Annotated in this window: 2 protein-coding genes; both read right to left on the bottom strand. The window is 72.1% G+C overall.

Annotation, left to right across the window (positions count from 1 at the left end; genetic code table 11):
- The coding region (gene recD, locus IBX53_RS14120) for an exodeoxyribonuclease V subunit alpha (protein WP_290910409.1) at positions 1–2,260 on the bottom strand (2,260 nt) is incomplete at its 3' end.
- 38 nt (positions 2,261–2,298) lie between these two features.
- The coding region (locus IBX53_RS14125; RefSeq protein WP_290910412.1) for a UvrD-helicase domain-containing protein at positions 2,299–5,889 on the bottom strand (3,591 nt) is incomplete at its 5' end.

Genomic DNA, 5,889 nt, shown 5'->3' on the forward strand with positions numbered 1-5,889 from the left:
GCCGCTCCACCGCATCCAGCAGCTGGCCGCGCCCGGTCTCGACCAGGGTGAGCCAGTGGCGGGCGCGGGTGATGCCGGTGTAGACCAGCTCCCGGGTGAGGATCGGGTTGGGGGCGTCGGGGAGCAGCAGGGCGGTGTGGGTGAACTCCGAGCCCTGGGACTTGTGCACCGTCATGGCGAAGACCGTCTCCACCGCCTGCAGGCGGCTCGGCAGCACCCACTTGATGCGCCCGCTGCCATCGCCGGCGGGGAAGGCCACACGCAGCGCCGGGCCGCGGCCGGCGACCTCGCTCGAGGGCTGGGGCAGCGCCAGGGTGATGCCGATATCGCCGTTCATCAGCCCCAGGCCGTAGTCGTTGCGGGTGACCAGCACCGGGCGGCCGGGGTACCAGAGCCGGCGGCCGTCGCTGCTGTCGATCAGGCCTTCCTTCTCCAGGGCGGCGCGGATGCGCTCATTGAGCCCCTCCACGCCCCAGGGGCCGCGGCGCAGGGCGCAGAGCAGCTGGAACTGGCCGTGGGCGGCCAGCACCTGTCGGGCCCAGTCGTCCAGGGCCTCGCGGTCGGTCTCTCCGTTTGCATCCGCCTCCGGCGCCGCGTGCTTCATGACGTTCAGGCTGTGCATTACCTCCAGATAGTGGCGATAGCCTACCGGCGGCGGCAGGACCTTCCCGTTTACGACGCGGCCCTCGCCGCCGCTCTTTCCTTGATCAGGGAAGCCCGCGGCGTGGCCCGAGACCACCAGCCGTTCCAGGCCGCGATCCCTGTCCGTTTCCAGCTTGAGGTGGGAAAGGTCGGCGTAGCCGTGACCGAGCACCTCGCGGATCGCGGTGCGCTTCTCGCGGCCCGCCGCGTCGCGATTGACCGCACCGGCGAGCCGGCCGATACCGCTGGCCGCGTCGAAGCGGTGGCTGACTCGCAGCATGGCGATGGCCTGGTCCAGCGGGGCGCCTTTGGGGTCGAGCATCTCGGGGGGCAGCGCCTGGCCAGTGGCCTCGGCGAGCCAGTCGGCGGTCTCGGGCGTGTAGTGGCCGCCCTCGGCCCGGGCGCAGAGGTCGCCCAGCACCGAGCCGGCCTCCACCGAGGCGAGCTGGTCCTTGTCGCCCAGCAGCACCAGGTGGGCGCGGGGCGGCAGGGCGTCGAGCAGGGCGGCCATCATCTCCACGTCGACCATGGAGGCCTCGTCCACCACCAGCACGTCCAGCGGCAGCGGGTGGCGGGCGTTATGGCGGAAGTGGCGGGTATCGGGTCTTGAACCTAACAGCCTGTGGAGGGTGGTGACTTGTGTCGGAATGGCACGACGGAGCGGCTCGGTATCGTCTTCTCCATGTGCGAGTAATGGCGCAAGCGCCGTCAGGTCGAGCCCCGAGACCTGCCCGGCAATGGATTCGTTGAGGCGCGCGGCGGCCTTGCCGGTGGGGGCGGCCAGGCGTATGCGCAGTGCGCGATGGCCTTCACCCAGCGCCAGGGTCTGCAGCAGGGCGAGCAGCTTGACCACGGTGGTGGTCTTGCCGGTGCCGGGGCCGCCGGTGATCACCGCGAAGGGCGAGCGGGCGGCCAGGGCGCAGGCGGCCTTCTGCCAGTCCAGGGTGTCGCTGGAGGGGAAGAGGGCGGTGAGGGCCTGCCCGAGGGTAGTGGGGTCCGCTGGGCGCCTGTCGGCGCCTTCGCCCGGCAGAGCCGAGCTCCCACCAGTCTCCGCAGGGCTCCCGGTGCTCTTTCCAGGGCTCCCATCGGTCTCCGCAGGGCTGCCACCAGTCTCCGCAGTGCTCCCGGTGCTGTCGCGGAGCCTGGCGGCGATATGCTGCCGGATCGAGCGCTCGTGGTGCCAGTAGCGGCGCAGGTAGAGCCGGGTGGCGTCGAGCACCAGCGGCGTGTTGCCGGGGCCGTGGCCGACGATCAGCGGGTGATCGAGGCTGGCCTGCCAGTCGGCGAGGGTGAGCTCACCCAGCAGGGCGCTGGGCAGCGGCGGCGGATCCTCCAGGCTGTCGCCCTCCGGGGGCAGCGAGAGCGCGAGGTCCGGCTCGGCCAGGGTGCGTTCCAGGTCCAGGCAGACATGGCCGCGGCCGAGTTGGTGGCTGGCGAGTGCTGCGGCCAGCAGCAGCAGGGCGGGGGCGTTGGGCACCTCGCGGGCCAGGAAGGCGGCGAAGGCGCGGTCCAGGGCGCGTAGCCAGCCGCGGGCCACCCAGCGGTCGAGCAGGGCGAAGAGCGCCTGGGTATCCCGCAGGGCGTCGGCGGCATCGGCGGTGGGCGAGTGATCACTCATGGCTGTGTCTCCAGCGCTCATGGCTGTGTCTCCAGCGCTCATGGCTGCTCCTCCGGGGTGGCATCGGCATCGCGGAACAGGGCGTCGAGCGCCTCGATCAGCGCCCGAGGCGGGCGCTCGCGGTGCACGCCGCGGGAGGGAGCGTGCTGGCCGCGCAGGAAGACGTAGAGTGCCCCGCCCAGGTGGCGATCGATGTCGTAGCCGGGCAGCCGCGCCTTCAGCAGGCGGTGCAGAGCCAGCAGGTAGAGGCAGTACTGCAGGTCGTAGCGCTTCTCGCGCACCGCCTGGGCCATGGCGGCCTCGCTGTAGGCCTCGTCGTCCCGGCCCAGGTAGTTGGACTTCCAGTCCAGCACGTAGAAGCGCCCCTCGTGCTCCACCACCAGGTCGATGAAGCCCTTGAGCATGCCGTTGAGCCGGTCGCGCTCCAGCGCCGGGCGTTGGGCGCCGCCCAGTGTGTGAGCGCTCACGAGGGCGTCCAGGCGGGTGGTGTCGACCCGGTGGGCAGCAAACCAGAACTCCAGCTCCACCTGATAGTGAGCGCTCTCCAGCCGGTCCAGGCGCAGCGGCGGCACCGGCCCCTCGGGGGCGTTCGGCACCGGCAGCTCGCAGGCCAGCAGCCCGCGCAGCCAGGCCTGTAGCGCCGGGATGCGCTCGCGCCAGCCACGCAGGTTGGCCCGCCGCGCCAGGGTGTCGTTCAGGCGCTCGGGCTCCGCGGCCAGCCGGGCGAAGCCCTCGGCGCCGGCCCACTCCAGCAGGCCGTGCAGGAAGGTGCCCGCCGCCGGGCCTCTTGGAAACCGGTGAAGCGAGGCATCACTCACCGGCAGCGGCACGCTGGCCGGGTCGCTGGGCTCGTCGCGCATCTCCCGGGCGGTGGCTTCAAGAGCGGTTTCAGGTTCTTCCAGAAGGGCGGGCTCTTCCTCCCTACCGCCGATTCTCTCGCCACCGATGCTTTCACCCCCCAGGCGCAGCGCCGAGTAGCTGGCGATCCACCAGTGCTCCCGGGCGCGGCGGGCCGGGGTGAGCGCCTCGCGCAGCGCCTCGCCGTTCGCCTCCATGGGCACCATGAGGTCGCTGGGTTCCGGCGCCGGCTCGACCCGCAGCTCCGTCTTGGCCGCGCCCTGGGCGAGGGGGAAGAGGGCCTCAAGCAGGCCGTCCGTCGATGGCGACGAGAGCGGTGCCCCGGCGGTGAGCACCTGGCCGATGGCGCTGCGCTCGAACCCCTTGAGCGGGGCGATGCCCAGCCAGGTGGCGTGGCGGGCGCGGGTCAGGGCCACGTAGAGCTTGCGCAGGTCCTCGCCCAGGCGCTCGTCGTCGGCGCGGGCCAGCACGGTTTCGTCGGGCGCCAGCGAGAGGTGGCGGCGGCCCGCCTCGTCGTGCCAGGTGAGTGGCAGGTCGGTGGCCTTCCTCTCGCGGAAGGCGCAGATGAAGGGCAGGAAGACCAGCGGGTACTCCAGCCCCTTGGACTTGTGGATGGTGATCACCTGCACCAGGTCGGCGTCGCTCTCCAGGCGCAGGCGGTGGGTGTCGGCCTGCTGGGGCGGATGAGCGCGAGCCTCGCTCAGGTGGCGCAGCAGGGCGTGCTCGCCGTCCAGCTCGGCGCTGGCCTCCTGTAAGAGCTCGCCAAGGTGCAGCAGGTCGGTGAGGTGCCTTTCGCCGTTGACGAATCGCTGCGCGGGCGCATCACTGCGTTGCGCGGTGCTCGAAAGCTCGCCTAACCCCTCGTTATGTCTCGCTTCCTGTGCTCCGTGCGCCTTATGCTGCATCCCGCTCGCTGATTCGTCCCTCTTTGCAAGCAGCCGGGTGGGCACGGCGAAGTCGGCCAGCAGCCGATGCAGCATGGGCAGCACGCCCTGGCGCTGCCACTGGCGGTGGTAGCCCCGGAACTGCAGCACGCGCTCCTCCCAGGCCAGCTCGTCGTGCTGCAGGGCATCGAGGTCGTGATTCCCCAAGCCCAGGCTGGGCATGGCCAGGGCGGCGTGCAGGCGCCGCTCGCTGTCGGGCTCGGCGCAGGCGGCCAGCCACACCTCCAGCTCCAGGGCCGCCGGGGTCTCGAAGACCCCCTCCTTGTCGGAGAGGTAGACGCTGCGGATGCCGCGCTCGAGCAGCGCGCCGCGGATCGCCTTCGCCTCGTTGCCGTTGTTGACCAGCACGGCGAGATCCGATGGCTTGAGAGGCCGGAAGGGCTCATCTGGCGCGCCGAAGCCGGCGCGCCCGGCCTGGCCCTCGCGCAGGAGAGAGGCCATCTCGGTGGCGCAGCGCGCGGCCATCTCCTTGAAGTAGGCGCCCTTGCTCATGCCCTCGTCTTCGCCCGCCAGATGCCCGCCCTTCAAATGCCCGCCCGTCAAATGCCAGAGCGTCATGGCCGGCAGCGGTTCGCCGTCGCGGGTCAGGGCGTCCTTGCGGCCTTTCGCGGCCACCGGCAGGAAGGGCACCGGGTTGTTGCCTTCGGGGGAGCGGAACAGGAAGGCGCCGCGGCCGGCGGGGTGGGTCTCGGCGAAGCGGAACACCCGGTTGACCGCCTCCACCATGGCGGTGGAGGAGCGGAAGTTGGTGCCGAGCGTCACGTGGCGCCCGGCGGTGTCGCGGCGCGCCTGCAGGTAGGTGTGGATATCGGCGCCGCGGAAGGCGTAGATCGCCTGCTTGGGGTCGCCGATCAGCAGGACGGCGCCAGGGTTGTCGGGGTCGGGGGGCTCGGCCAGTCGGTAGACGTGGTCGAAGAGCCGGTACTGCACCGGGTCGGTGTCCTGGAACTCGTCCACCAGGGCCACCGGGAACTGGCGGCGCACGTGCTCGGCCAGCGCCTGGCCTGCGGGGCCGGCGAAGGCGCGGTCGAGGCGCTCGAGCAGGTCGTCGGGGCCGAGCTCGGCGCGGCGCTGCTGCATGCGCTCACGGCGCTCCGCCATCCAGCGCACGGCGTGGGCCAGCAGGTCGGCGTGGGCGCTGGGCAGGGCCTCGAGCTGGTCCGGCAGCTCGACCAGAGCGTGCAGGGCCGGGTGGTCCAGGGGCTTACCCGTCTTCCAGACCTCGGCGATCCCCTCCGGCGTCAGGCGCTTCCAGGCGGCGTCGGTGAGCGCGGGGGTGGCGAGCTCGGGGTCGCCGGCCCAGTCGCGCAGGGCACCCAGCCAGTTGGCGCGATGGGTCTTGTTGAGGCTGGCGCCGTTGAAGGCCTTGGCGGCGGCGGCGCTCTCCAGGGCGTCCGAGAGCTCGTCGAGCCAGGCGGGCCAGGGCGCCTTGAGCTCGGCGAGCACCCGGGTGCGCTCGGCCTGCATGGTGGCCAGCGCCCCGGCGGGGGGCGGGGCGTCGGGCAGCAGCTCGGCGTCGCCCTGCAGGCGGCGGACGTCCTCGGCCAGTGCGTCCGGGGTCTCCCAGTAGCGGGTGACCACCGCCAGGGCCTCGGCATCCAGGGCGTAGTAGAAGCTGCGCCAGTAGTCCCGGGCGACCTCCAGCTCGAGCTCCGACTGGTCGAGGTTCATCTCGAGCGAGAAGAGGCTGCCGCTCTCGAAGGCGTGCTCGCGCAGCATGCGGTGGCACCAGGAGTGGATGGTGGAGACCGCGGCCTCGTCCATCCACTCGGCGGCCAGCTGCAGGCGGCGGGCACAGGCGGGCCAGCGCTCGCGGGGGTAGCTGTC

Source organism: Halomonas sp. (genome assembly GCF_014859505.1).
Lineage (GTDB): Bacteria > Pseudomonadota > Gammaproteobacteria > Pseudomonadales > Halomonadaceae > Halomonas.